Source organism: Streptomyces sp. NPDC032126, assembly GCF_055580085.1.
In genome coordinates this window covers 1,753,195-1,777,439 of the sequence record NZ_JBVIMA010000001.1, presented here as the reverse complement: position 1 = coordinate 1,777,439, position 24,245 = coordinate 1,753,195, and the positions used below count along the sequence as shown (strand labels likewise).

The 24,245-nt window shown below is 71.4% G+C and carries 14 protein-coding genes and 1 pseudogene; 11 read left to right on the top strand and 4 right to left on the bottom strand.

Annotated elements, in window-relative coordinates; all coding sequences use genetic code 11:
* Window positions 1–225: 225 nt before the first annotated feature.
* Window positions 226–1,980, top strand: a complete 1,755-nt coding sequence (locus ACZ5NW_RS07495; RefSeq protein WP_468742768.1) for a discoidin domain-containing protein — start codon at window positions 226–228, stop codon at window positions 1,978–1,980.
* Between the two features lie 59 nt (window positions 1,981–2,039).
* Here ACZ5NW_RS07495 and ACZ5NW_RS07490 read toward each other — a convergent pair whose 3' ends face one another.
* Both ACZ5NW_RS07490 and ACZ5NW_RS07485 read right to left on the bottom strand, forming a co-directional pair.
* The gene (locus tag ACZ5NW_RS07490; RefSeq protein ID WP_468742767.1) at window positions 2,040–3,080 is read right to left on the bottom strand and encodes a LacI family DNA-binding transcriptional regulator; all 1,041 of its coding nucleotides are present in this window, start codon (window positions 3,078–3,080) and stop codon (window positions 2,040–2,042) included.
* Between the two features lie 87 nt (window positions 3,081–3,167).
* Window positions 3,168–4,412, bottom strand: coding sequence for an ROK family transcriptional regulator (locus tag ACZ5NW_RS07485; RefSeq protein WP_468742766.1), 1,245 nt, complete (start codon window positions 4,410–4,412; stop codon window positions 3,168–3,170).
* A 213-nt stretch (window positions 4,413–4,625) separates the two neighbouring features.
* Between ACZ5NW_RS07485 and mmsA the strand changes: the two genes are divergently transcribed.
* The 3 genes from mmsA (at window position 4,626) to ACZ5NW_RS07470 (ending at window position 8,648) form a co-directional block, all read left to right on the top strand.
* Window positions 4,626–6,176 carry a multiple monosaccharide ABC transporter ATP-binding protein gene (gene mmsA, locus ACZ5NW_RS07480; RefSeq protein WP_468742765.1) on the top strand — a complete coding sequence of 517 codons (1,551 nt, stop codon included), beginning with the start codon at window positions 4,626–4,628 and terminating at the stop codon, window positions 6,174–6,176.
* The gene (gene mmsB, locus ACZ5NW_RS07475) at window positions 6,173–7,474 is read left to right on the top strand and encodes a multiple monosaccharide ABC transporter permease (RefSeq protein ID WP_468742764.1); all 1,302 of its coding nucleotides are present in this window, start codon (window positions 6,173–6,175) and stop codon (window positions 7,472–7,474) included. Before mmsA ends, mmsB begins: the two co-directional genes overlap by 4 nt.
* A gap of 64 nt (window positions 7,475–7,538) precedes the next feature.
* Window positions 7,539–8,648, top strand: a complete 1,110-nt coding sequence (locus ACZ5NW_RS07470; RefSeq protein WP_468742763.1) for a substrate-binding domain-containing protein — start codon at window positions 7,539–7,541, stop codon at window positions 8,646–8,648.
* A gap of 59 nt (window positions 8,649–8,707) precedes the next feature.
* Here ACZ5NW_RS07470 and ACZ5NW_RS07465 read toward each other — a convergent pair whose 3' ends face one another.
* Window positions 8,708–12,217, bottom strand: coding sequence for a discoidin domain-containing protein (locus ACZ5NW_RS07465; protein WP_468742762.1), 3,510 nt, complete (start codon window positions 12,215–12,217; stop codon window positions 8,708–8,710).
* Window positions 12,218–12,597: 380 nt separating this feature from the next.
* Here ACZ5NW_RS07465 and ACZ5NW_RS07460 point away from each other — a divergent pair, with 380 nt between their 5' ends.
* Window positions 12,598–13,782 carry a beta-ketoacyl-[acyl-carrier-protein] synthase family protein gene (locus ACZ5NW_RS07460; RefSeq protein ID WP_468742761.1) on the top strand — a complete coding sequence of 395 codons (1,185 nt, stop codon included), beginning with the start codon at window positions 12,598–12,600 and terminating at the stop codon, window positions 13,780–13,782.
* A gap of 39 nt (window positions 13,783–13,821) precedes the next feature.
* Here ACZ5NW_RS07460 and ACZ5NW_RS07455 read toward each other — a convergent pair whose 3' ends face one another.
* The gene (locus ACZ5NW_RS07455; protein WP_468742760.1) at window positions 13,822–15,984 is read right to left on the bottom strand and encodes an ATP-binding SpoIIE family protein phosphatase; all 2,163 of its coding nucleotides are present in this window, start codon (window positions 15,982–15,984) and stop codon (window positions 13,822–13,824) included.
* A gap of 281 nt (window positions 15,985–16,265) precedes the next feature.
* Here ACZ5NW_RS07455 and ACZ5NW_RS07450 point away from each other — a divergent pair.
* The 6 genes and pseudogenes from ACZ5NW_RS07450 to ACZ5NW_RS07425 all read left to right on the top strand — a co-directional run.
* Window positions 16,266–16,766 (top strand): annotated as a pseudogene (locus tag ACZ5NW_RS07450) (RNA polymerase sigma factor); the annotation flags it as partial.
* Between the two features lie 319 nt (window positions 16,767–17,085).
* Window positions 17,086–18,075 (top strand): CU044_5270 family protein, encoded by a 990-nt coding sequence (locus ACZ5NW_RS07445; RefSeq protein WP_468742759.1) that lies wholly within the window; start codon window positions 17,086–17,088, stop codon window positions 18,073–18,075.
* A 104-nt stretch (window positions 18,076–18,179) separates the two neighbouring features.
* The gene (locus ACZ5NW_RS07440) at window positions 18,180–21,371 is read left to right on the top strand and encodes an ATP-binding protein (protein WP_468742758.1); all 3,192 of its coding nucleotides are present in this window, start codon (window positions 18,180–18,182) and stop codon (window positions 21,369–21,371) included.
* Between the two features lie 48 nt (window positions 21,372–21,419).
* Window positions 21,420–22,487 (top strand): class I SAM-dependent methyltransferase, encoded by a 1,068-nt coding sequence (locus ACZ5NW_RS07435; protein ID WP_468742757.1) that lies wholly within the window; start codon window positions 21,420–21,422, stop codon window positions 22,485–22,487.
* Window positions 22,484–22,789, top strand: a complete 306-nt coding sequence (locus ACZ5NW_RS07430; RefSeq protein ID WP_468742756.1) for a hypothetical protein — start codon at window positions 22,484–22,486, stop codon at window positions 22,787–22,789. Before ACZ5NW_RS07435 ends, ACZ5NW_RS07430 begins: the two co-directional genes overlap by 4 nt.
* Entirely contained in the window at window positions 22,786–24,243 is a 1,458-nt protein-coding gene (locus ACZ5NW_RS07425) for an amidase (protein WP_468742755.1), read from the top strand. The genes ACZ5NW_RS07430 and ACZ5NW_RS07425 overlap by 4 nt, the downstream gene beginning before the upstream one ends.
* The last annotated feature ends 2 nt before the right edge of the window (window positions 24,244–24,245 follow it).

Genomic DNA, 24,245 nt, shown 5'->3' with positions numbered 1-24,245 from the left:
GCTCGGCGAGTTCCTCGCTCGGGCATCGAGGCCGCCGCCGCCCCGCTCCGCGCGGAAGCGTGACAGCCGCCGCCCGAAGGCCGCGCGACCGTAGCTCCCGGCTCTTGACATGCCCCGCACACATCCACACACTGCACTACTGGAGAGCGCTCTCCGGCTGCTCTTGCACACTCTCCGCTGCGCGTCCCGCCCAACCGACCGCAAGCGCGCCAGAGGAGCCGCCGCATGCCCGGATCGCAGCCCATACTCCACCGGAGAGCGCCGCTGCGCACTCTGCTCGCCGTCATCACCCTGTTGGCGAGCCTGTCGCTCTCGTTCGCGCACGAACCGACCGCCCACGCCGCCGCCACCCTGCTCTCCCAGGGCCGGCCCGCCACCGCCTCGTCCACCGAGAACGCCGCGACACCCGCGTCCGCCGCCGTCGACGGCGACGCCGGCACCCGCTGGTCCAGCGCCTTCAACGACCCTCAATGGCTGCAGGTCGACCTCGGCGCGAGCGCGTCCGTCAGCCAGGTCATACTCAACTGGGAGTCCGCGTACGCCCGTTCCTTCCAGATCCAGCTCTCCACCGACGGTGCCACCTGGACACCCGCCTACGCGACGACCACCGGCACCGGTGGCACGCAGACCCTGAACGTCACCGGGACCGGTCGCTACGTCCGCCTGTACGGCACCGCACGCGCCACCGGCTACGGCTACTCCCTGTGGGAGTTCCAGGTCTACGGCACGGCCGGCTCCGGCGACGGAACGACCTGCGGGACCGCGGACGCCGCGCTGAACCGGCCCGCCACCGCCTCGTCCAGCGAGAACGCCGCGACACCCGCGTCCGCCGCCGTCGACGGCGACACCGGCACCCGCTGGTCCAGCGCCTTCAGCGACCCGCAGTGGCTGCAAGTGGACCTCGGCAGCAGGCAGAGCGTCTGCAAGGTGGTCCTCCAGTGGGAGACGGCCGCCGCGAAGACGTTCCAGATCCAGGTCTCCGACGACGCCGCCACCTGGACCACCGTCCACTCCGGCGCCGGCAGCGCCGGCGGCAGCCAGACCGTCGACGTCACCGGATCCGGACGCTACATCCGGATGTACGGCACGACGCGCACGACCCAGTACGGCTACTCCCTCTGGGAGTTCCAGGTCTTCACGGCGGGCTCCGCAGGTGGCAGCGACCCGTTCTGGGGCGACACCAGCACCATCCCGCCCGCGCGGAACGTGCTGATGGTCAAGGTGCTCAACCGCACCAACGGCGCCTATCCGGACAGCCAGGTCTACTGGTCCTTCAACGGGCAGACGCACTCGATCGCCGAGCAGCCCTACCTCGACATGCCCGTCAACTCCTCGGGACGGATGTACTTCTTCCTGGGCTCACCGAACAGCCAGTACTACGACTTCATCGAATTCACCGTCGGCCCGGACGTGTTCAACGGCAACACCACCCGTGTCGACGCCTTCGGCCTCCCCATCGCCATGCGGCTGCACGCCGAGGACGGCTACGACGTCCAGGTCGGCGAGACCCAGCAGGTGTTCGACGAGGGCCGCGCCCAGCTCTTCCAGGACTTCATCGACGCCGTGCCGCAGGAATTCAAGGTCCTCGCACAGACCCAGGCCCCCTACCGGATCATCGCCCCGGGCAGCGACCCGAGCTTCCGCGCCGGCGGGGTCAACGCGAACTACTTCTCCTCCTACGCCGGTTCGGTCGGCGTGACCGCGTCCACCTCGGACATCTTCGGCTGCGCCGGGCCGTTGGCCGGTGAGCCCGATCTGTGCGCGGCCCTCAACCGCCATGTCGCGACGCTGCCCCGGGCCCAGTGGTCCGATCCGACGAACTACTACCAGGCGGCACCCGCCAACCACTACGCCAAGTTCTGGCACGACAAGTCCCTGCACAACCTGTCCTACGGCTTCCCCTACGACGACGTCGCCGGCCAGTCCACGTACGTCTCGCACAGCAACCCTCAGTGGCTGGAAGTAGCCGTCGGCTACTGAGTGTTGCCCCGGATGCCCACAGCCCCGGAAGACGTGGCCGACAGCCGCGTCTTCCGGACCTACGCCGAGTCCCTGACCACCAGGACCGGGTCGAAGACCACCGACGTCGGCTCTCCACGCACACCCCGCACCTGCTCGTCCAGGAGCCGTGCCATCTCGGCGGCCATCTCCTCCACCGGCTGGCGGACCGTGGTGAGCCCGGGTCGGCAGGCGGCCGCGGCGCTGGAGTCGTCGAAGCCGACGACCGCGACGTCGTCGGGGATCCGCCGGCCCCGCTCGCGCAGTACCTGGCAGACGCCCTGGGCCATGAGGTCGTTGGCGACGAACACGCCGTCCACGTCCGGATGTCCGGCCAGCAGGTCGGTCATCGCCGCCACACCGCTGTCCAGCGTGAAGCCGCCCTCGGCGACGGGGACGTAGGCATGACCGTGGCGGGCCAGCGTGTCACGAAACCCGGCGAGGCGTTCCTGGCTCGCCAGGACGGCCAACGGGCCGGAGACCGTGGCGAGTCTGCGGCAGCCCCGGGCGAGCAGGTGCTCGGCGGCGAGACGTCCGCCGTCCCGGTGCGCGAGGTCCACATAGCTGAGCGGTACCGGGCGAGGAGGCCGGGCGAACAGCACCGCCGGCAGTCCGGCCTCGGCGAGCAGCGCGGGCAGCGGGTCGTCGGCGTGCGTGGAGACGACGAGCGCACCGTCGGCCCGACCCTGCCGCAGGTAGGTCACCACCTCCTGCCGGGCCTGCGGTGTCTCGGCGAACATCAGCACCGGGTGCATCGAGCGGGGCCGGAGGAAACCGACGACCCCGCCGACCACCCGCCCGAAGAAGGGGTCCGCGAACACCCGTGCGGCGAAGGCGTTCTGGGTCGCCTCGGAGGTGTCGCCCGCCCCGGACACGACGAGCGCGACGGTCTCGGCGCGACGGGTCACGAGCGCGCGGGCGGCCCGGTTGGGTGCGTAGCCGGTCTGCTCGATGGCGCGACGGACCAGCTCCTGGATCGCGGGATCCACGTTGCGCACGCCGTTGACGACGCGGGACACGGTGGCCCGCGAGACGCCGGCCTCCCGGGCGACGTCCTCCAGCGTCGGGGCCTGTCTGCTCATGACCGCACCCTAACGGCAGGGCACAACGGGGCACAGGGCGCTCTTCCGCAGCCCGGCCCCGGGCGCGCCCGGCGCGGTACAGCCGCCTCAGTCCGCCAGCAACGCCGACAACTGCGGGGAGTAGGTGGCGTGCAGGACCAGCGCCGCGCTCCCCACCACCGCCGCGTCCACACCGAGCGGGGAGGCCTCGACCCCGACGACCCGCACGTGGCGGGACAGCGGGCGGCTCGCCAGGGCCGCGGCGACCACCTCGACGTAACGCGATTCGACGTGCTGGATGCCGTGTCCGCCCAGGATGATCAGGTCCACGTCGATGAAGTTCGCGATGTCGACCGCGACCGAGGCGACGTGCTCGGCCGTCTCGTCGATGACCGCCGCGGCGACCGGGTCGCCGGCCGCGGCGGCCAGCTGGATGGCCGCGTGGTCGACCGTTTCGGGGTCCTCGGCGAAGGCGCGTGCCAGCGCGCTGTCCGTGTGCGGTCCGGCGGCGAGCCGCCGGTGCACCTCGGCGACGATCGCCTCGGGGTTGGCGAGCCGCTCCAGGCAGCCCCGGTTGCCGCAGTAGCACTCCGGGCCGTCCGGCAGCACGGAGGAGTGGCCGAACTCGCCCGCATTGAGGGAACCGCCGCGGTACACCTGGTGGTTGAGGATCAGTCCGCCGCCGATACCGGTACCGAAGAAGAAGTAGGCGAAGTCCGCCACGCCTCTGCCCGCGCCGGACCAGCGCTCGCCGACGGCGGCGGCCGTGGCGTCGTTGTCCAGGGTGACCGGCAGGCCCGTCGCCTCGCTGAGCATGTGCTGGACCGGAACCCTGGTCCAGTGGGTGAGCTGGGGCGCGCCGACGATCGCGCCCTGCTTGACGTCGATCGGCCCGGGCGTGGCGAGGCCCAGTCCGAGGACCTTGGCGCGGTCGACACCGGTTTCGGCGAGCACGTCGGCGACGAGCTCGGCCATGGCTTTCACGACCTCGGCCGGGTCGGTGCCCGGATGCATGGGGCGTCGCTTGACGACCAGCGGCCGGCCGAGCAGGTCGACCACGGTGCAGCCGAGTTCCACGGGGTCGAAGTGAAGGCCGACGGCGCTGCCCGCCTCGGCGTTCAGGCGGAGGGTGGTGCGCGGCTTCCCGCCGACGAAGCCCCTGCTGGCGCCGTCCTCCCGCACGATCCCCTCGTCGAGCAGCCGACGCACGATGCCCGAGACCGTCTGCGGGGTGAGCCCCGTGTGCTGGGCAATCTCGACGCGGCTGATGCCGTCGGCGAGCTGGATCTGGTCCAGGACGACGGCCCGGTTGTATCGCCCGACCTTGGGGAGGTTCGTTCCTGCCTGCCGCACGCCGGTCCTCTCTCGTGATCCCCCTACAACATATCCTTCCTCCCCCATTGACTTAGTAAAACAAATGGATTTAGTGTCCCGCCGCAGATGAACCCACCCGGACACGAAGGCACAGCGCAGTGCCATCGGAGGCAAGTTGATGTCCATGGAATGCCTCAGGCCCGACGGCCGGAGGGCGCCTCGGCTCGCTCCCGGCAGCGGGGAGCCGCGCTCATGACTCCCACCGCGACGACGCTGCTGGAGATGCGGTCGATCACCAAGACCTTCCCCGGCGTGACAGCGCTCGCCGACGTGAACCTTCTCGTGCGGGAGGGCGAGATCCACGCCATCTGCGGCGAGAACGGGGCCGGCAAGTCCACGCTGATGAAAGTGCTGAGCGGCGTGCACCCGCACGGCAGTTACACCGGCGAGATCGTCTACTGCGGCCGGCAGGTCCGGTTCCACGACATCCGGGCCAGCGAGCAGGCCGGCATCGTGATCATCCACCAGGAGCTGGCCCTGGTGCCCGGCATGTCGATCACCGAGAACATCTTCCTGGGCAACGAGCCGCGCCGGCGCGGTGCCATCGACTGGAAGACGGCCCAGCGTCGCGCCGTGGAACTGATGGAGCGCGTCGGACTCCGTGAGGATCCCGACACCCTCATCAAGGACATCGGTGTCGGAAAGCAGCAACTAGTCGAGATCGCCAAGGCGTTCGCGAAGGACGTGAAGCTGCTGATCCTCGACGAGCCGACCGCGGCCCTCAACGAGGCCGACTCCCGGCACCTGCTCGACCTGCTGCGCGGCTTCCGCGAGCGGGGCATCACCTCGATCATCATCTCGCACAAGCTGAACGAGATCGAGGCGGTCGCCGACACCATCACGATCCTGCGCGACGGCCGCACCATCGAGAGCCTCGATGTGCGGGCCGACGGCGTCGACGAGGACCGCATCGTCCGGGGCATGGTGGGACGTGAGCTCGGCAGCCGCTTCCCCGAGCGCACGCCCGACATCGGCGAGGTCTTCTTCGAGGTCCGCGACTGGACGGTGCGTCACCCCAGTTCGGACGACCGGCTGGTGTGCAAGGGCGCGTCGTTCCACGTGCGCCGCGGTGAGATCGTCGGCTTCGCGGGGCTCATGGGCGCCGGCCGCACCGAACTCGCGATGAGCCTGTTCGGCCGCTCCTACGGCACCTGGCTGTCCGGCAGGGTCTTCAAGGACGGCGAGGAGGTCCACCTCAAGACGGTGCCGGACGCCATCCGGCACGGACTGGCCTACGTCAGCGAGGACCGCAAGTCGATCGGGCTCAACCTCCTCGACGACATCAAGTCCTCGATGGTCGCCGCCAAGCTGTCCAAGATCGCCCGACGCCGGGTCGTCGACCCGGTGCGGGAGCGCCAGGTCGCCGAGGAGTACCGCGCGAGCCTGCGGATCAAGACGCCCAGCGTCGACGAGGGCGTGGTCAAGCTCTCCGGCGGCAACCAGCAGAAGGTCGTCCTGGCGAAGTGGATGTTCACCGACCCGGACCTGCTGATCCTCGACGAGCCCACCCGGGGCATCGACGTGGGCGCCAAGTTCGAGATCTACGGGATCATCCAGCGGCTCGTCGCCCAGGGCAAGGGGGTCATCGTCATCTCCTCCGAACTGCCCGAGCTGATCGGCCTGTGCGACCGCGTCTACACGGTGTTCGAGGGCACCGTCACCGGCGAGGTCGCACGCGCGGACGCCGACCCCGAACTCCTGATGAAGCAGATGACCGCTACCAAGAAGAGCCCCACTTCATGAGCCGAATAACCGACCTCCAGAAGAACCTCTTCGGAGGCACCACCTCCAACGCCCGCCAGTTCGGCATGATCTCCACACTCGTGGCGATCGTCCTGCTGTTCCAGATCTGGACCGACGGCCTGACGCTCACCTCCGGCAACCTCATCGCGGTCGTCAGCCAGTACTCGTACATCCTCATCCTGGCCATCGGCATGCTGATGGTGATCGTCGCCGGGCACATCGACCTGTCGGTCGGCTCGGTGGCCGCCTTCACCGGCATCGTGGTCGCCAAGGCGATGCAGGAGTACGACCTGCCGTGGCCCCTCGGTATCGCGCTGGGCCTGCTCGTCGGCGCGCTGATCGGCGCCTGGCAGGGCTTCTGGGTCGCCTACGTCGGCGTACCGGCGTTCATCGTGACCCTCGCCGGCATGCTGCTGTTCCGCGGCGGCAACCAGTACATCGGCAACGCCGACACGGTTCCCGTACCCGAGGGCTTCCGCAAGATCGGCGCGGGCTTCCTGCCCGAGGTGGGGCCGGACACCGGATACAACAACCTGACTCTGCTGCTCGGTGCGGCCGCCTGCGCCGGTGTCGTGTGGCGCGAGTGGAAGGCGCGGCAGACCCGCCGCGAGATGCGGGCCGACCTGGCACCGCTGTGGGTCACCGGCATCCGCTTGGCCGTCATGATCGGCGTCATCGTCTTCGCGACGCTGCGCTTCGCCGGCGGACGGATCGGCACCAGCATCCCGATCTCGGGCATCATCCTGATCGTCCTGGTCCTGCTGTACTCGCACTACACCCGCAACACCATCGGGGGACGGCACATCTACGCCGTCGGCGGCAACGCCCGCGCCGCCGAACTGTCCGGAGTGAAGCTCAAGCGGGTCAACTTCCTCGTCATGATGAACATGTCGGTGCTGGCCGCGCTGGCCGGCATGATCTTCGTGGCCCGGTCTTCTGCCTCCGGCCCCCAGGACGGCCTGAGCTGGGAACTGGACGCCATCGCGGCCGTGTTCATCGGCGGCGCGGCGGTCTCCGGCGGTCTCGGCACCGTGAGCGGTTCGATCGTCGGCGGCCTGGTCATGGCACTGCTCAACAACGGCCTCCAACTGGAGGGCGTGGGCTCGGACATGGTGCAGATCATCAAGGGCCTGGTCCTGCTGCTCGCCGTCGCCTTCGACGTCTACAGCAAGAAGCAGGGGCGCTTCTCCGTCATCGGCGCGCTCGCCCGGCAGCTACGCAGCGACACCCCGGCCGCCCCGTCGACACCGGCCGCCGACCCCGACTCCGACTCCGGCAAGGCCAAGGTCGCGGGCTGACACGATCCGCCCACCCCCGACGTCGCACCGGCAACCAGCACCGTACGAAAGGTTCTCCTCCACCATGCGCACACCCCTCCTCAGAAGCATCGCCGCCGTCGGCGCCGCCGCCCTGCTCACCCTGGGCACGGCCTGCTCCAACGAACGCGAGGGTTCCACCGGCAGCGACAACGCCGACGGCAAGGGCTTCGCGAAGGACGCGCTGATCGGCGTGGCCCTCCCGTCCAAGACCTCGGAGAACTGGGTGCTCGCGGGCGACCTGTTCACCAACGGACTCAAGGACGCGGGCTTCAAGTCCGACGTGCAGTACGCGGGCGCCTCGACCACCGTCGCCGACCAGCAGGCGCAGATCTCCTCCATGATCACCAAGGGTGCGAAGGTCATCGTCATCGGCGCGACCGACGCCTCCCAGCTCACCACCCAGGTGAAGCAGGCCAAGGAGGCGGGCGCCACCGTCATCGCCTACGACCGGCTCATCACCAACACCCCCGACGTCGACTACTACATCGCCTTCGACAACTTCAAGGTCGGCCGGCTCCAGGGCCAGGCGCTGATCGACGGCATGAAGGCGAAGAAGGCGAAGGGCCCCTGGACCATCGAGCTGTTCTCCGGCTCCCCGGACGACAACAACTCCAAGGTCTTCTTCGACGGCGCGATGAGTGTGCTGAAGCCCTTGATCGACAAGGGCGACATCGTTGTCGGGTCCGGGCAGACCGATATCAAGCAGACCGCCATCCAGGGCTGGAAGGCGGAGAACGCCCAGCAGCGCATGGACTCTCTGCTGACGTCGGCCTACAGCGGCAAGAAGACCCTCGACGGCGTCCTCTCCCCCAACGACACCCTCGCCCGCGCCATCCTCACCTCGGTGAAGGGCGCCGGCAAGCCGGTCCCGGTCGTCACCGGCCAGGACTCCGAGGTCGAGTCGGTCAAGTCGATCATGGCGGGCGAGCAGTACTCGACCATCAACAAGGACACCCGCAAGCTCGTCGCGGAGACCGTCAACATGGTCAAGTCCCTCCAGACGGGCGGGAAGCCGACCATCAACGACACCACGTCGTACAACAACGGCGTCAAGGTCGTTCCGTCGTTCCTCCTCCCGCCCGTTATCGTGACGAAGGCGAACGCGGCCGAGGCCTACGCGAACGACCCCAAGCTGGCACCGCTCACCAAGTAGCCCCGGCCCGCCACGCCCTCGCCCGTCCCAGCGGGCGAGGGCGCCTGCGCGCGGTGGGGTCAGCCGACCGCCCAGCCGGTCAGTCCGGCGCCGTAGGGGTAGAGCGGATTGCCGTAGGTCGTCGGGACGGTCTGGCCGGCGTCGATCCTGGCCCGGATGTCCGTCCGCTCGGCGTCGGTCGCGCCCAGGTCGTAGGGCAGGTCCCAGGCCTCCTTCGCGTCGGCCTGGTTGTCGCCGCCGCCCGGCTTGAGCACCTGGTCCAGGCTGCGCGGCAGTTGCCACGGCAGCCGACCGTGCGGGGTGTAGTCGCCGAACAGCAGGCTCGCGGTCGCGGGACCGACCTCCTCACCGCCGCGGTAGGTCACCACGATGGCGTCGGCCAGGTTGTTCCAGTCGCTGATCACGATGGGCCTGGGCAGTGTCAGCACGACGACCACCTTGAGGCCCTGGTTCTTGTAGTTCTGGATCAGGGCCGCCTGGTCGGCCGGCAGGTACGGCTGGGTGTCCGGCCAGGCGGTGGCGTGCGTGTACGACGGCTCACCGACGTACACCACCGCCACCTTCGGGTCGGCGGTGCTTCCCTGGGCGACGTTCACCCCGTTCCGCGCGGCTCTCGCCCTCAGGGCGTCCAGCTGGTTCAGCGACCCGTAGTCCGTGTGGAAGTAGCTGGACCAGATGCAGCAGGCGGCGCTGTCGGTCGCCCGGTCGCCGGACACGACGACGGTGTCGCCGGGGTTCAGCTTCAGCGGCAGCACCCCGTCGTTCTTCAGCACGGTGTTGGACTCGCGGGACGCCTGGTTGGCCAGTTCGGCGTACGACGGCTGGTGGAAGCGGTAGGGGCCGTTGACGGGGTCGCCGTACGGGTGCTCGAAGACACCCAGCTCGAACTTGAGCCTGAGGATCCGGGAGACCGCGTCGTTGATCCGCGCCGAGGGCACGTTCTGCTCGAACGCCGCCATGGTGAAGCCCGTGGCGCCCGGGTCGGCGCCGCCCATCACGTCGGAACCGGCGTTCGCCGCGTTGATCCAATTGCCGGGCGGCAGCCAGTCGGTGGTGATCAGACCCCGGTAACCCATGTTCTGCCGCAGGTAGTCGAGGATCTTCGCGCTGTCACCCGCCCCGGGACCGCCCGGGTCGAGGTACGAACTGCCCGCGTAGCCCGGCATGATGTTGACCGCGCCGGCCTCCATCGCCGCCCGGAACGGGATCATGTGGTACTTGATCGTCGTCGCGTCGTAGACGATGCCGGCCTCGCCGCCCGCGCCCTCGCCCGGCCAGTGCTTGACCGTGGCCAGCACCGACGAGGGGTTCAGCTCCGGGCCGCCCTGCAGGCCCGCGACCAGGGCCCGCAGTTGTGCCGCCGCGACGTCGGCGTTCTCGCCGCCGCCTTCCTGGATGCGCGGGTAGAGCACCTTGGTGCCGACCTCGGCGAGCGGCGACAGGGTGCCGCGCGCGCCGACCTCCAGTTGCTCCCTGCGCTGCATGTCGCCGAGCCGGTGGTCGAGCGGGTAGTCCCGGCCGGCGGCGAGGGTGCTCTGCAGCGGGTACGTCGTCTGGTACCCGGCCGTGGTGTCGCCCGCGGTGACGGGTGGGATGCCGAGCCTGGTGGCGGCCGTCGACCTCAGCACGTTGTCGAGGTCGGCGGGCTGCGCGGGGCCGAAGTGCCAGCCGGACATCGGGTAGGTCTGGACGTTGTAGAACATCTGGTACGCCTTCTCCTCCAGCGTCATGCGGCTGAGAAGGTCGGTGACCCGCGTGTCGACCGGCTGCCGCCAGTCCTCGTACGGCTCGATCCGGCCGTTCTTGTCCAGGTCGCGGGCCCCGTCGACGATGCTCACGCCGTCAGCGACCTGCTCCAGGTCCGGCAGGTAGACGCTGAACGTACGGATGGTGGAGGTGCTCTTCGCGCCGGAGCCGGAGACCGCCACCACGAACCACTGGTACGTCCAGCGGTCGGTGATGTCCCAACTGGGCGTGTACGTCGTGCCGGTGGGTTCGGCCACCTTGGTGTACAGGTCCAGCAGGTTGCCGGATGCCGTCCAGTCGTAGTCGGTGCGGCTGATGTTGAGCCACACCTCGTAGTGGGCGGTGCCGGCGACCGCGTTCCAGCTCAGCTGCGGGCGGCGGGTCGTGGTGACCATCGCCTTGTCCGCCGGCGCGGCCAGCTGGAACTGGCCCGTCGTGGCGGGGGCCTTGGTGGGTCCGGACAGCAGCGGCGGGGCCGCGACGGAGGTGTCGAGCGTGCCGTAGACCTGGAACTCCCACAGGGAGTAGCCGTATCCGGTGGCGCGGGCCGTACCGGTGAGCCGCACATAGCGGCCCTTGCCGGTCAGCGGCAGCTTCTCCACACCGCCCCTGCCGGTCGTCGTGGCGTACAGCTGGGTCCACGACGTGCCGTTGTCCGAGACCTCGACGCGGTACCCGCTGCCGTACGCCGCCTCCCAGTCGAGGACGATGCCGCTGAGGGTGCCCGTGGTGCCCAGGTCGACCCGGAGCCATTGGTCGTCGGTGGCGAGACTGGACCAGCGGGTGGTGGTCCGGCCGTCGAGGGCGGCGGCCGGGGCGTTGCCGCCCTCGTACGAGGATGCCGTCACCGGCTTGAAGGCGGAGATCACCGTGCCGGAGAAGTCGCCGCCGGGGTCGGGCGGGGTGGTGCCGCCGCTGGTGTACACCCGGAACTCCCAGAGGGAGTAGCCGTATCCGGTGGCGCGGGCGGTGCCGTACATCCGCACGTAGCGGCCGGTGCCGGTGACGTCGAGCGTCTGGTTGCCGCCGGTTCCGGTGGTGGTGGAGTAGACGTCGGTCCAGGTCTGCGCGTCGTCCGAGACCTGGATCCTGAAGGCGGAGCCGTACGCCGTCTCCCAGTCGAGGCCCACCCGGCAGACCGTCGTGCTCACGCCGAGGTCGACGCGCAGCCACTGCGGGTCGCTCGCGGCGCTGGACCAGCGGGTCGCGGGGTCGCCGTCGACCGCCGCGGAGGCCGGGGTGCCGGCATTCTCGACCGAGGACGCCGTCGCGGTCCTGCCCTGCGCGGCGTTGGAGGTGCCGCAGCCGCCGGCGGTGCCGTAGACCTGGAACTCCCACAGGGAGTAGCCCCATCCGGTGGCGCGGGCGGTGCCGTACATCCGCACGTAGCGGCCGGAGGCGGTGACGGGGATCGACTGCTGCCCGCCGGTGCCGGTGGTGGTGGAGTAGGCGTCGGTCCAGGTCTGGCCGTTGTCGGAGACCTGGATCTTGAACGCTGTGGCGTACGCCGTCTCCCAGTGGAGCGAGACGGAGCTGAGGGCGGCGCTGCCGCCGAGGTCGATCTGCAGCCACTGCGGGTCGCTCGCGGTACTGGACCAGCGGGTCCCGGGGTCGCCGTCGACCGCCGCGGAGGCCGGGGTGCCGGCGTTCTCGGTGGAGGAAGCGGTCGTGGTTCTGCCCTGCGAGAGCAGTGTGGGCGCGGCGTGCGCGGTGTCCGGCGTGGCGGTGAGGGCCCCGGCGACCGCGACCACGGCGGCGACCACGACGGTCGATAAGGGTCTTCTGCGCCGGACGCTCCGCCGAAACGGGGACAGGAGGCTCATCTGCATCTCCCTGAGGGGTTGGGCCCGGTCCTTGGACTCGGAGAGCGCTCTCCGAGCCGGAGTCTCACGGAGGCCCCCCACCGTGTCAATGCCCCGCGCACAGACCGCCGGGACCGGCCCACCCCGGATTGACGGCGCGTCAGACAGGCACGGCGGGCAATGAGCCCCCGCGTCGCGATGTGTGTCATGTCACGTATCGGAAGGAACATCCGAGTTGCCCAGATCACAGCGTAAATGCCCCTTTGGCGTCCATGCTCGAAACGGACACAAGCACTCGAATCGGTGTTCATCGTCATCGACTTGGCTGCGCGGTCGCCGAAGTGACCCGCGAGACAGGGTTCGTGACGTTCCGCCCAATTCCCCGGAGAAAGGTGCCGACCATGGCCGCTTACCTGTGCCCGCCCGCCGTGATCCACGGCGAGCACACCGTGAAGACCAGCCAGATCGTGGCGGAGGTGCGCGACCGGCACCCGCACGCGGCATGGGCGCCGCGCATCGACGGCATCGCGGCCAGTACGGGCATCGAGACCCGTGGCTGGATGCTGCCGCTGGAGACCGCCGTCGCGCCCGGCAACGGGAACGGCCTGCCGGCCGCCGGCATCGGACCCACGAGAGAGGCACTGGCCGACGGCGGGTTCACCGAGCAGGACGTGGATCGTGTGATCGCCGCCCTTGAGTCCATACCCGCGCCGCAGACCGTCCAGGAGCGCACCGCGCCGGCCTGGGCGGCCGTACAGTCCTACGGCGAGCGCGCGGCACGCGGCGCCCTGCAGGCCGCCGGGCTCGACCCCTCCGACGTCGACTGCTTGATCACCAGTCACTCCACCACCCCCGCCCTGCCGGGGCTGGACGTGGCCCTGTCCAACAGGCTCTCGCTGCGCGACGACGTGATGCTGCTGCCGGCCACGCAATGGGCCTGCATCGCCGGAACCCGCTCCCTCGCGCTGGCGGCGGACCTCGTGGCCGCGGACCCCGACCGGGTGGTCCTCGTCGTGATCGCCGAAGCGCTGAGCACGACCTACCAGCCCGCTGACGACACGCTGGAGTCCCTGATCGTCCGGCTGCTGTTCGCGGACACCGCCGTCGCCGCGGTGGTCACCGGCCGCCAAAGGTCCGAGTCGGTACTGCGGCTGGACTCCGCCTGGCACCACACCCTGCCCGACACCCAGGATCTGCACCGGCTGGAGACACGGCAGGACGGCACCCACTTCGTGATGGACCGTCGCGGGCCGCGCGCCGTACAGGAGACCGTCACCGCCATGTGGGAGTGGCTGGGCGCCCGTTACCAGGACGACCCCGACGCCTGGCACCCCGACGTCCTGCTCGCGCACCCCGGCGGGACGCGCGTGCTGGAGTACATGGAGCAGACGATGCCCGACGCGTGGCCGTCGGGGCTGCTGGAGTACAGCCGCGACAGCTACACCAGCGGAAACCGCGGAGGCGCCGCGGTGTTCGACATCATGCGCAGGGCACACGACGCCGGGCAGGAAAGCGGCAGTCGTGCCGTCCTGTACGCGGCGGCCCCGGGCCTCACGGCCACCGCTCTGGAAGGGCAGTGGCTGTAACCCGTACCTCTGGCCCCCGCCCGGCCGCCCGGGGCCGCGTCACCTCTCCACGCACGCCCACACCACCTTGCCGGTGTCCGTCCACCGCACGCCCCACCGGGTGGTGAGGCCATGTACGACGCGCAGGCCCCGGCCGCCGTCGTCGAGCAGCTCCGGGCGGTGCAGCCGCGGCCTGCCGTTGCCGGTGTCGCCCACCTCGCACAGCAGCCCCGGGCCGGACCTGATCAGCCGTACCGTGATGGGTCCCTCGGCGAAGCGGACCGCGTTGGCGACCAGTTCGCCGACCACCAGCAGCACGCTGTCCCGGGTGTCCTCCCTGATGCCCCATCGCGCCAACAGCCCCGAGACAAGCGTGCGGGCCCGGGCGGCCGCGTTGCGGCGCGCGGGCAGGCGCCAGGTCGCGGTGTCGCCCTTGCGGTAACCGATCATGCGCGCGAGCAGCAGGGTCACGTCGTCGCGCGGGCTCGCGGGCGCCAGCGCGGAGACCACGCGCCGCGCGGCCTGCGGCAGGGCGTCCCACGGGTGCACCGTGGACACGGCGTCCGCCAGCCGGTCGATGCCCTCGTCGATCGACAGGGCGGGATCTTCCACCAGTCCGTCGGTGTAGAGGGCGAGCAGCGAGCCCGGCGGTACGGGGAACACGTACACGTCGAACGGCTCCCGCAACGCGAACTCGGCGCCCAGCCCCGGGTGGGGACGGACCGGCACCGGCCCGGCGGGCCCGTCCGGGGGCACCAGGACCGGGGGGAGGTGGCCGGCGCTGGACAGCGCCACGCGGTGGCTGACCGGGTCGTAGACGGCGATGCAGCAGGTCGACCCCAGGGCGCTGTATCCGGCCGCCAGCCCGGACTCCGCGTCGTCCAGCAGTGACACGGTGTCGTCCAGGTGCTCCAGCACCTCGTCGGGCGCCAGCCCCGCGGACAGCAGTGCGCGGGCCTCCATGCTCAGCTGCCCCATGGTCGCCGCGGCTCCCAGGCCGTGCCCGACGACGTCGCCGACCACCAGCGCGGTACGGCCGTCCGGCAGCGGGAAGCTGTTCACCCAGTCACCGCCGACGCCCGCGCTGTCGGGGGTGGCGGGCTGGTAGACGCTGGCCGTCTCGATGGTGTCGCCGCCGGACCGGGGCAGCAGCCGGCGCTGCAACGCCAGCACCTGCGTGTGCTCGCGCTGGTGCTGACGGGCCAGGTCGACGTGATGAGAGGTCCGGGCCACCAGCTCCTGCAGATCGAATAGCTCACCGTCGTCGAAGGGCCGGTCCGCCCGCCGCCAGACCTCCGCCACGCCCAGGACGACGGGCGGGTCGCCGTCCAGGACCAGCGGTATGCACGCCACCGCCGCCGCCCGGTCACCGGGCACCAGAGCACGTACCAGCTGCGGACTGCCGAGCACCCGCTCGATCGTCTCCCGGTCGGGTATGACGATGGCCTGCGCGGCGTCGTCACGCTGTATGGCCTGCGACAGCAGGCGGCTCGCGTCGCCGGGCAGGTCCTCGCCCGGCGTCACGTAGCCGTCGGGCCAGGCCCGGTCCGGCACCAGCGCCGCCCGCCGCAGCCGGATACGGCCCTGCGGCTGCTCGGTGACCACCTCGCCCGTCCACACCGCGAAGTCGAGATCGATGGCGGCGACGTCTCCCCAGGCCAGCAAGGACTCCGCCAGCGACTGCGCGGTCTCACCGATGTCCAACGAGGTGCCGATCGCGGTCTCGGCGGCGTACAGGTGCAGCCGCTTGGCCATGGCGATCAGTGAGACGGTCAGGCCCTCCTCGGGCGGCGCGGCGGCCAGGATGCTCATCGAGACCACCAGCTCCGAACCGTCGCTGCGCCGCAGGCGCTGGACGCGGGCGACGTGCGGCTCACCGGTCTCGACGACCTGCCGCAACCGCCGCGTGACGGTCGGCACGTCCCCGGGCGGCAGCAGATCGACGAAAGGGCTCCCGGTCGCGGCCTCCACCCCCGCGAAGACGGAGGCGTTCAGATTGCAGCGGACGATTCTCAGATCCGGGTCCAGGTTGACCGCGCCGAGAATCTGCTCCTGACGGCCCGGGGGCGGAGCGGCGTGTACGGGCTGCGACGCGGCACGATCGCCCCGCGACTCGCCGGAACCGGCGGCCGCGGACGCTCCGCCCCGTGGGATGTACCGCCCCAAGGCACTGCTGACCATGTCGAACGGCGACGGGGACGAGGGGGAGGATGTGGAGTCCATACGGCTCCCTCAGCTCGCTCACCTGACCCGGTACGGCGCCGGGGCCGTTCCAGAGCCCGGGCGACGGTGTCCCGGCGTTCCCGACCGCACACCTCATTCAATAACACCCCGGACCGCTTCGCCTGCGCCATGAGGGCACCGCTCGAACGCCTCGGAGATCCCTGATCCCCTTCACGCCCCGCCGGTGTCCGCGCCCGGCCCGCCGGTCACACTCGGACGACGCGAGGAGCATCACGGAAGAGGGGTGTGACGATCCCGGCGGTGCCGGACACGAACGGGACATGAGCAACGACGAGATCTTCGCCGCTGCCTATCGCGAGCACTACTGGGCGGTCAGCCGCTATGTCGCGAGACGGCTGCCCGGGCGGGCCGACGAGGTGGAGGAAGTGGTGGCGGAGGTGTTCACGGTCGCCTGGCGGCGCCGTAGCGACCTGCCGGACGAGCCGCTGCCGTGGCTGTACGGCGTGGCACGCAACTGCCTGGCGAACGCGGTACGCGGCCATGGCCGGCGGCGCAGGCTGGTGGACCGGCTGGGCAACGACCAGGCCGCGCACGCCCGGCACATCGTGAACAGCCCCGACGCGGAGTCGCCCGGCGCCTGGGTGCATGACGCCCTGAACCGGCTGTCCCCGGCCGACCAGGAGATACTGCGCCTCGCGGCCTGGGAGGAGCTCGACGTCGAGAGGATCGCCGTCGCCCTGGGTTGCGGCAGGCGCGCGGCGTCGATGCGCCTGCACCGCGCCCGCCGCCGACTGCGCACCGAGATAGAACGCATCCGCCCGGCACCTCGTGGCCGGGGCGGGACCGACCGCATCCGTCTGACTGGCCCGCCGGCTCACGACCAGGGCGAGACCGACCGCATCCATCCCGCCGACCCGGCGCCCCACGCCCAAGGCGGCACACCCCACATCGATCCCACCGACCCGGCGCCCCACGACCAGGGGGGCCGGTCGGCCGACGCGGGTCGCGGGGCCCGGCGGGGCCCGGCTCGCGATGGCGATGGCGATGGCGATGGGATCGGTGAAGGTGAGGCCGACCGGCCGTCGTCGGGTTCCGCTTCCGTCTCCTCCCCCGGCCTCCCCCTCCGCAAGGACCCCCACCATGCCTGACGAACTCGACCTCCTCCGACAGGCCAACCCGGTACCGACCCATGGCCCGCACTTCGGCGACGGTCCGCTGGATCACCGCGCCGAACGACGTCTGGAGTCGCTGCTGGGCGAGGACGATCGCCGGCGCCTCCGGTTTCGGACACCGCGCGCCCGGCTGCTGTGGGGCCTGGCCGCCACCGCCGTCGTCCTGGCCACCACGCTCACAGCGCTGCTCGGCGGCCAGGGTGGACCGCCCGCCGTCGCGGCGCCGCGGCCCCTCGCCGTACGGGCCCACTCCACCGTCGTACCGCTGGATCAGATGTCGGCGTTGGCCGACGCTGCCGCCGCGGACGGTTCGCCCGGCCTGCGCAAGGGAACCCATGTGCAGTCCTGGAGCCTCGGCATGAGCGACGACGAGCCGCCCGTGACCCTCCCCGAGGAGCGCGTGGTGCGGTGGAACGCGGACGACAGCCACACCGAGCTCGTCGTGGCGACCGACCCGCGCCACCCCGGCCGCCCGGTCCTCACCGACGAGGGCGACGCTCCGCGCCTGGTGGCGGACGGTCAGGTGCTGAGCCGGACCACCTACCCGCCGAGCTGGAGCGACGCCCCGCCCGAGGCGCGCCCGCCGCACGACCCGGCCGCGCTGCGGACCTATCTCACCGAGACGGCCCACGCCGGCGCCGACGCCTTGACCACGCCGGAACTGCTGGACTCTGTCCGTGAGTTGCTGGACCACTGGATGCTCGGCGCGCGCGAGTCCGCCGCGCTGGTACGGGTTCTCGTCGGCGCCGAGGGACTCCGCCCGGTCGGCGAGGTGACGGACCGGCTCGGGCGCCCGGGGCAGGCGTACGCGTACGACACCCAGGGCACCCGGCGCATGCTGATCCTCGACCCGGGCACCGGCGCCGTCCTCGGTCTGGAGACCACGTTCACCCGCGACGATCCCCGGTACGGGGTCGAGGCCGGGGAGGTGATGGACTACAGCGCCTGGATGCGCTGAAGCAGGTCCCGGACCGTGTTCGCTTGCCCAGCGCCAGGGCACCGGCCTGCTGGTCTCGGATGGCGCGAAACCGGTCAGATCGGCCACGCCATCTAGAATGAAGCATGTCTGCGGACGGGCTGGTCGGTCGGCGGCCGGTGGTCGAGGCGCTGCGTGCCGCCGTCGACGGCGCGGTCGCGGGTACTGGTCATGTCGTGCTGCTCGTCGGCGATCCGGGGATCGGCAAGACCGCGTCGGCGACCGCGGCGGCCTCGTACGCCAGAGCCCGCGGCGCAGCGGTGGCGTGGGGCTCGTGCTGGGAAGGCGGCGGCGCTCCCGGTTACTGGCCATGGATCCAGGTCGTGCGTTCCCTGGCCGCGGACGCGACCGGGGCGGGCGACGACGGCGCCGAGGAACTCCTCGCCGGGCTGACGGGCGCCGCCCCGTCGGGCGAGGGCGTCCTCGCGGACGATGCCGGGACGCGTTTCCGCATCTATGACCTGACGGCCTCTCACCTCAGGCGCCGCGCCCGGAGCCGGCCGCTCGTGGTGGTCCTCGACGATCTCCACTGGGCCGACCTTTCCTCGGTGCGCCTGCTGCTGTTCCTCGCCCGCCAGCTCCATGACGCCGCTTTGGCGGTCATCTGCACCTACCGTGACATCGAGGTCGCCGCCCCTGACCATCCGTTGCGCCCCCTGCTGGGGGACCTGGCCGGGCAGGCCGAGCTGCTCCCGCTGACCGGATTGGCGGTGGACGAGGTCGGCGAGCTGCTGCGGAACGTGTGCGGCCACACCGCACCCCCAGCGCTCGCCGAGGCCGTGTACGACCGTACGGGTGGCAATCCGTTCTTCGTGCAGCAGATCGGTCGCCTGTTCGCCGTGCGCGGCGGGTCGCTCGATCGGGCGCCGCTCGGCGGTGTGCCACCCGCTGTCGGCGAAGTGCTCGCGCGTCGCCTGGCCCGCCTTCCCCAGGACGTCGTGGACACGCTGGCGGTCGGTGCCGTGGGCGGCAGGTCCTTCGCGATCGCCGATGTCGCCGCGGTCGCCGGCCTGTCCGCGGAGCGGGTGACGGCGGTGACCGACGAGGGGATCCGGGCCGGGGTCGTCGAGCGCGGTGCGATCGGCACCGCTCGCTTCGCCCACGACCTGTTCCGCGAGGTGCTCTACGGGGCTCTGTCCGCCGAGCGCCGTTCCCAGGTGCACCTGGGATTCGCGCAGGTGCTGGAAGGGCGCGGCGATCCGTCGACCTCGGCCGCCGAACTGGCCCACCACTACCTCGCGGCGCTGCCGTTCGGTGACCGGTCCCGGGTGATCGCCACTCTGGTCACCGCGGCGGGAGAGGCAACGGCGCGGACCGCGTTCGACGAGGCGGCCCTTCACCTCGGCCGGGCGGTGGCGGTGGAGGGAGGCCCGAGCGCCGCCGGACTCGACCGGCTGTGCGAGTACGGTGACGCGCTGCGCCGCGCGGGAAACGGCGACGAGGCCCGTGCCGCGTTCCTGACCGCGGCCTCCCGTGCCCGGGTGGCAGGCGACACAGCGTTCCTGGAGCGCGCCGCGTTCGGCGCCCACCGTGTCACGACCGTGACGGACGCCTCGCGGGCGGAGGTCATCGCGGTGCTCGAAGAGGCGCTGGTCGCGGCGGAACGCGACGAGCGCGGCCGGCCGTGGATGCTCACCGCGGCGCTCGCGCGTGAGCTGGCCGACGGCCCGCATGCCGACCGCGATCGGGCCGGAGCGCTCGCCACCGCCGCGGTCGAGGGAGCGAAGGCCGACGGCGACCTCGCCGCGCTCGCCTACGCGCTGTTCGCCCTGTGCGACGTGCAGTGGGCTCCGGGCACGGCGAGCGAGCGGCTGGCCACCGCCGAGGATCTCATCAGCGCGGCGACCGACGTCGGGGAGAGCGAATTGCTCCTCGAAGGCCATCTGGCGAAGCTGGTCGCGGTGCTCGAACTCGGTGATCCGGCGTTCGCCGCCGTGCTCGACGAGTTCACCCGCGTGGCCGATCGTGTCGGCCTGCCCCGCTACGTCTACCTGGCCCGTTCCCGCCGTGCGACCCGGGCGTGTCTGACCGGCCCGGTCCGCCTGGCCGACGAGCTGATCGAGTCGGCCGCGGCCTACGGCGAGCGCGTCGGTGAGCCCGACGCGTGGGGGGTGCAGGCCAGCCAGCTCGTGGGCTTGGCGTCCCTGCGTCACGACTGGACGCGCATCACGGCGTTGGCCCAGGCGCGGGGCCAGGCGCTGGTACCGCCCGAGCTCGCCGCCGTACAGCAGGCGTGGCTGTACTGGGAGCAGGGCGATCGCGCGGCCGCGACAGGCATCGTCGCCGGGTTGCCCGACCGTTCCCAGGTGATCTACCGGTGGCGATGGGGAGCGTTTCTCGCGTGCGAGGCCGAGCTGGCCGCAGCCGTGCGGGACCGGTCCCGATGTGCCGCGTTGTATCGGCAGCTCCTTCCCCTGGCCCACGAGTTCGCTGTCGTCGCTTCGGCCGTCCTCACCACAGGACCGGTGGCCTTCCAGCTCGGGCTGCTCGCCGGCACCCTCGATCGGTGGGACGACGCGGTCGACCACCTCGAGGAGGCGGTGGCACGCTGCGATGGTCTTGCCGCCCGCCTGCATGGCGTGCGCGCCCGGGAGGCACTCGGGCACGCGCTGCTCGCCCGTGGCCGAACGGGCGACCGCGAGGCCGCCGACCGGCTGCTGGCCGAGGCGAGTTCGGCCGCCGCCGAGCTGGGCCTGCCGCCGGTGGCGCAACCGGCGGCCCAGGCCGAAACGAACCGCTTCTCCCGTGACGGCGACACCTGGACACTGCGCTTCGCCGGGCGCACCGTGACCCTGCGTGATGCCAAGGGGCTGCGCGATCTCGCCGTGCTGCTGTCCTCGCCCGGCCGCGAGATCGCCGCCACCGATCTGCTCACCGTCCGCGCGGGGACGGCGCCGGCCGCTGTGCTCGGCGCAGATCCGGTGCTCGACGAGCAGGCCCGCGCCGCTTTCCGTGCCCGGCTGGCGGAGCTCGACGGGGCGCTGGCCGAGGCCGACGCCCGCGACGACAGCGAGCGCTCGGCCCGCGCCGCCGCCGAGCGCGAAGCCCTGATCGAGGAGTTGGCGCGCGCGACGGGCCTCGGCGGTCGTCGGCGCCGTCTCGGCGATCAGGCCGAACGGGCGCGCAGCACGGTCACCGCACGCATCCGCGACAGCATCGTCCACATCGAGCGCGTACATCCCGAACTGGGCCGGCACCTGCGTGCCGCGGTGACGACCGGCACGCGGTGCTCCTACCGTCCCGCCGAGACCGTGAGGTGGACGATCTCACACCTGTGAGCCGCGTTCTCACGCCCTTCGGGTGGATCCCATGAGAGGGAGGACCCGATGGCCATCAACGAGCAGCAAGTGGAAGCGGCGGCAGGCAAGGTGTTCGGCGAGCTGGGCGTGGCCGCTACGGGCCCGCTGATCGTGCTCGGCGACCGACTCGGCCTGTGGGCGGCGCTGGCCGGTGCCGGTCCGCTCACGCCGCGGGACCTGGCGGACAGAACCGGCACCGTGGAGCGCTACGACCGGGAGTGGCTGCGCGGCGTCGCCGTCGCGGGCTACGTCGACTACGACCCGGCCGACGGCACCTTCACGCTCTCCGACGAGATGGCGCTGGTGATCGCCCGTGACGACGGCCCGGCGTCACTGATCGGCGTGTTCTCCGGCTTCATCGCCCTGTGGCACGACCTCGACACCATCGAGGGCTTCTTCCGGACCGGCGGTGGCATGCAGTGGGGCGATCACCACCCCGCGCTCAACGACGCCAACGCGCGGTTCACCCGCCCGCTGTACGTCACCGCGCTGGTCGACGGGTGGATCGCCGCCCTCGACGGCGTCAGTGACCGGTTGGGCGCGGGCGGCCGGGTGGCCGACATCGGCTGCGGGCAGGGCGTGTCGGCGATCTTGATGGCGGAAGCCTTCCCGAACTCCACGATCGTCGGGTTCGACCACAGCGACGCACTGGTGGCCACCGCGCGCAAGGCGGCCGCTGACACGCACGTCGCCGACCGGGTGAGCTTCGAGGTGGCCGACGCCACGTCCTTCCCCGGCCATGACTACGACCTCGTCACGTTCACGGACTGCCTGCACGATCTCGGCGACCCGGTGGCAGCGGCCGGCCACGCCCGTTCGACGCTGGCTCCCGGCGGCGCCGTGATGGTGATCGAACCGCTGGCCGCCGATCGCCTCGAAGACGACTTCACCAACCCCTACGCCCGCATCGGCTACGCGATCTCGACGCTGGTGTGCACCCCCTCGGCCCTGGCCCAGCCGGGTGCCGCCGCACTGGGTGCGATGGCCGGCGAGGCCCGGTTGCGCGAGGTGCTGGCGAGCGCCGGTTACACCAGGGTTCGGCGCGTGGCCCACGACACCGCACCGTTCAACATCGTATTGGAGGCACGATCATGACTACCCGTCAGAACGGTTACCTGGGAGCGATGTACTTCGACGGCGACCCCGACGAGCTGCTGTCCGCCTATCGTCGGCTGCTCGAACGATTCCCGCTCGAGACGCTCGACGCCCACCTGTGCGTGTCACGCGACGACGGCATCATCGTGTTCGACGCCTGCCCGACCAAAGACATCTACGACGCCTTCACCGCCGGAGACACGTTCCTCGACGCGGTGGCCGCGGCGGGCCTGCCGACACCGCGCGTCGAGGGACTGGGCACCGTGCGAACCGCCCACCTGCGCGAGGAGGTCCTCCCATGAGAGACGACCTGTCGTCGCTCGACGCCACCGCCCAGGCCGAGCTGGTGCGCTCGGGCGAGGTGACGGCCGTGGAACTGGTGGAGGCCGCCATCGAACGGATCGAGGCGTTGAACCCGACGCTCAACGCCGTCGTCACGCCGATGTTCGACCAGGCGCTGGCGGCGGCGCGGGCTCGCCCCAGCGGCCCGTTCGCCGGCGTTCCGTACCTCCTCAAGGACCTCATGTGCGAGTGCGCCGGCGTGCGGTTCACCGAGGGCTCCCGGTTCCTCGCCGGCAACGTGTCGGGCTTCGACCAGGAGCTCGTGGTGCGCTTGCGCCGGGCGGGGCTGGTGATACTGGGCAAGACGAACACACCCGAGTTCGGCATGGCCCCCGCCTGCGAGCCGGTGCTGTTCGGACCGACGCGCAACCCGTGGGACCTGGAGCGCTCCACGAGTGGTTCCAGCGGCGGGTCGGCCGCCGCCGTCGCCTCCGGTATGGTGCCGGCCGCGCACGGCAACGACCTGGGCGGCTCCCTGCGCTACCCCGCGTCGGCGTGCGGACTGTTCGCCCTCAAGCCGACCCGGGCCCGCACGCCCCTCGGTCCCCAGTACGGCGACATCGCCGCGGGAGCCGCCGTCGAGCACGCGCTGACCCGCTCGGTGCGTGACAGCGCAGCCCTGCTCGACGCCACGGCCGGGACCGCTCCCGGCGATCCGTACTGGGCGCCGCCGCCGGCGCGCCCCTTCGCGCGGGAAGTCGGAGTGCACCCCGGCCGGCTGCGCATCGGCTACACCGCTCGCACAGTGGAGGGCGATCTCGGCCATCCCGACTGCGTGAGGGCCGTGGAACAGGCCGCCAGGCTGTGCGCGTCGCTCGGCCACGAGGTGGTGGACGCGGAGCTTCCGGGCCTGACGTCCGACGTCGGTTCGGCCATCGGCACCATGATCTACGCGGCGACGGCATGGATCGTCCGGTACTGGATACGCCACACCGGCCGCGAGCCCGGAGCGGACGAGATCGAGCCGCTCACCCGGGCGCTGTGGGAAGCCGGCGAGCGGGTGAGCGCGGCGGACTGGCTGCTGGCCATCGAACAACTCCAGCGTTTCAGCAGGAAGGTGGCCCAGTTCCTCACCACCGTCGATGTCTACCTGACCCCGACGATGTCGACGCCGCCCCTGCCGCTCGGCACGATGGTCTCGACGCCCGATGATCCATGGCAGTCGCTGCGCGTGAGCGGGCAGACCGTCCGCTACGCGGGCGTGGTGGCCAACCTCACCGGCAACCCCGCGATGTCGGTGCCGTTGTGCTGGAACAGCGAGGGCCGGCCCATCGGCGTGCACTTCCTCGGCCGTTTCGGCGACGAGGCGACCCTGCTGCGGCTGGCGTCGCAGCTCGAAGCGGCGCAGCCCTGGTCGGACCGGCTTCCCCCCGTCCACGCCACCACGCTCTTCAGTACCCGAGCGGCCACGTGAGC

Excerpts from the sequence above, each read along its gene's own strand:
- ACZ5NW_RS07495 (WP_468742768.1), top strand. The coding sequence starts at position 226 with ATGCCCGGATCGCAGCCCATACTCCACCGGAGAGCGCCGCTGCGCACT.
- ACZ5NW_RS07490 (WP_468742767.1), bottom strand. The coding sequence starts at position 3,080 with ATGAGCAGACAGGCCCCGACGCTGGAGGACGTCGCCCGGGAGGCCGGC.
- mmsA (WP_468742765.1), top strand. The coding sequence starts at position 4,626 with ATGACTCCCACCGCGACGACGCTGCTGGAGATGCGGTCGATCACCAAG.
- mmsB (WP_468742764.1), top strand. The coding sequence starts at position 6,173 with ATGAGCCGAATAACCGACCTCCAGAAGAACCTCTTCGGAGGCACCACC.
- ACZ5NW_RS07470 (WP_468742763.1), top strand. The coding sequence starts at position 7,539 with ATGCGCACACCCCTCCTCAGAAGCATCGCCGCCGTCGGCGCCGCCGCC.
- ACZ5NW_RS07465 (WP_468742762.1), bottom strand. The coding sequence starts at position 12,217 with ATGAGCCTCCTGTCCCCGTTTCGGCGGAGCGTCCGGCGCAGAAGACCC.
- ACZ5NW_RS07460 (WP_468742761.1), top strand. The coding sequence starts at position 12,598 with ATGGCCGCTTACCTGTGCCCGCCCGCCGTGATCCACGGCGAGCACACC.
- ACZ5NW_RS07455 (WP_468742760.1), bottom strand. The coding sequence starts at position 15,984 with ATGGACTCCACATCCTCCCCCTCGTCCCCGTCGCCGTTCGACATGGTC.
- ACZ5NW_RS07445 (WP_468742759.1), top strand. The coding sequence starts at position 17,086 with ATGCCTGACGAACTCGACCTCCTCCGACAGGCCAACCCGGTACCGACC.
- ACZ5NW_RS07440 (WP_468742758.1), top strand. The coding sequence starts at position 18,180 with ATGTCTGCGGACGGGCTGGTCGGTCGGCGGCCGGTGGTCGAGGCGCTG.
- ACZ5NW_RS07435 (WP_468742757.1), top strand. The coding sequence starts at position 21,420 with ATGGCCATCAACGAGCAGCAAGTGGAAGCGGCGGCAGGCAAGGTGTTC.
- ACZ5NW_RS07430 (WP_468742756.1), top strand. The coding sequence starts at position 22,484 with ATGACTACCCGTCAGAACGGTTACCTGGGAGCGATGTACTTCGACGGC.
- ACZ5NW_RS07425 (WP_468742755.1), top strand. The coding sequence starts at position 22,786 with ATGAGAGACGACCTGTCGTCGCTCGACGCCACCGCCCAGGCCGAGCTG.